The following is a 1312-nucleotide window of genomic DNA, read 5'->3' as shown; positions in this document are numbered from 1 at the left end:
TGTATAGATTCATGACATAGGTAACAGATGTGCCGGGACATAGGTAACACTTTTGGATATCAAATAAGACGTCCAAAGGATGATGAACCATGCCCTGGAAAGTTGCCAATATGATGTCGTTACGCCAAGAGTTTGTAGCTTTAGCCCGCCAAGAAGATGCCAATATCAGCATGCTGTGTACGCGATTTGGTATCAGTCGCAAGACTGGATACAAGCTGTTGCACCGGGTTGCAGAGGAAGGCTGTGCAGGCGTGGTGGAACGCTCACGGCGTCCTTTGCATCATCCTAATCGCACCCCATCCATAGCCGAAACGATGGTCATTGAACTGCGTCAGCAACACCCGGCATGGGGTGCGCGCAAGCTGCATCGACGCTTATTGGATCTAGGTCACTCGGGTATTCCTACACCTAGCACCATTACCCGCATCTTGAAGCGCCATGGCTTGATAGACGCCCAAGCCAGCCAAGACAGTACGCCCTGGACACGCTTTGAACATGCTCACCCCAATGATTTATGGCAGATGGATTTCAAAGGACACTTTGAGACAGCGACACAGACTTGCCATCCCTTGACCATCATTGATGATCACTCTCGTTATAACGTGGTGCTTCAGGCCTGTCATCGACCTGACCGACACCACGTGCAAAGCACGCTACAGGACGTATTTCGACGCTATGGCATGCCGCTACGGATCAATGTGGATAACGGTTCACCCTGGGGGAGTCCAGCCAAGCATGGGCATGGCATCACCACCTTGACGATCTGGCTCATCCAGTTGGGCATCCAAGTCACCCATAGTCGTCCAGCACATCCCCAAACCAACGGTAAGAACGAACGTTTCCATCGTAGTTTGAAGCGTGAAGTATTACAAAACAGGTACTTCCAAGACTTGGTGCAGGCACAGCATGCCTTCGATCTGTGGCGGCATATCTATAACCATGAGCGCCCGCATGAGGCGGTTGCTATGCACACACCGGGCACGCGCTATACGCCTAGTCGCATTGCCTATCCGGAACAATTACCCAGCATTCACTATCGGGATAGTGATGTCATCATGGAAGTGGGATGGGACGGCAAGATCCTCATTCAGGGACGTTCATTCAAGGTATCCAATGCCTTACATCGCCATTTGATTGCAGCCAGAGCTGATCCCAGTATGGATGGGGTCTTTGACTTGTACTTTGGACATCAACGCTTCGACAGAATAGATTTGCGTCGTCCCGACATGACCGATTAAAGTGTTACCTATGTCCCGGCACAAGTGTTACCTATGTATCGAGTCTATACAGCGAAGCAAAGAAAGTGAGTGGC

1 protein-coding gene is annotated in these 1312 nt (G+C 50.8%); it reads left to right on the top strand.

What is annotated here, in order from left to right:
• The first annotated feature begins 89 nt into the window (after nucleotides 1–89).
• Nucleotides 90–1238, top strand: a complete 1149-nt coding sequence (locus DBR37_RS17070) for an IS481 family transposase (protein ID WP_124575672.1) — start codon at nucleotides 90–92, stop codon at nucleotides 1236–1238.
• Nucleotides 1239–1312: the final 74 nt, after the last annotated feature.

It is taken from the genome of Herminiimonas sp. KBW02, assembly GCF_003852535.1.
In the GTDB taxonomy this organism is placed as follows: Bacteria; Pseudomonadota; Gammaproteobacteria; order Burkholderiales; family Burkholderiaceae_D; genus Oxalicibacterium.
The sequence above is the reverse complement of the archived record's forward strand: the minus strand, read 5'-3'. Positions and strand labels throughout refer to the sequence as shown.

Bases quoted from the DNA above. Each gene is read 5' to 3' on its own strand.
- DBR37_RS17070 (WP_124575672.1), top strand. From the start codon at position 90: ATGCCCTGGAAAGTTGCCAATATGATGTCGTTACGCCAAGAGTTTGTA.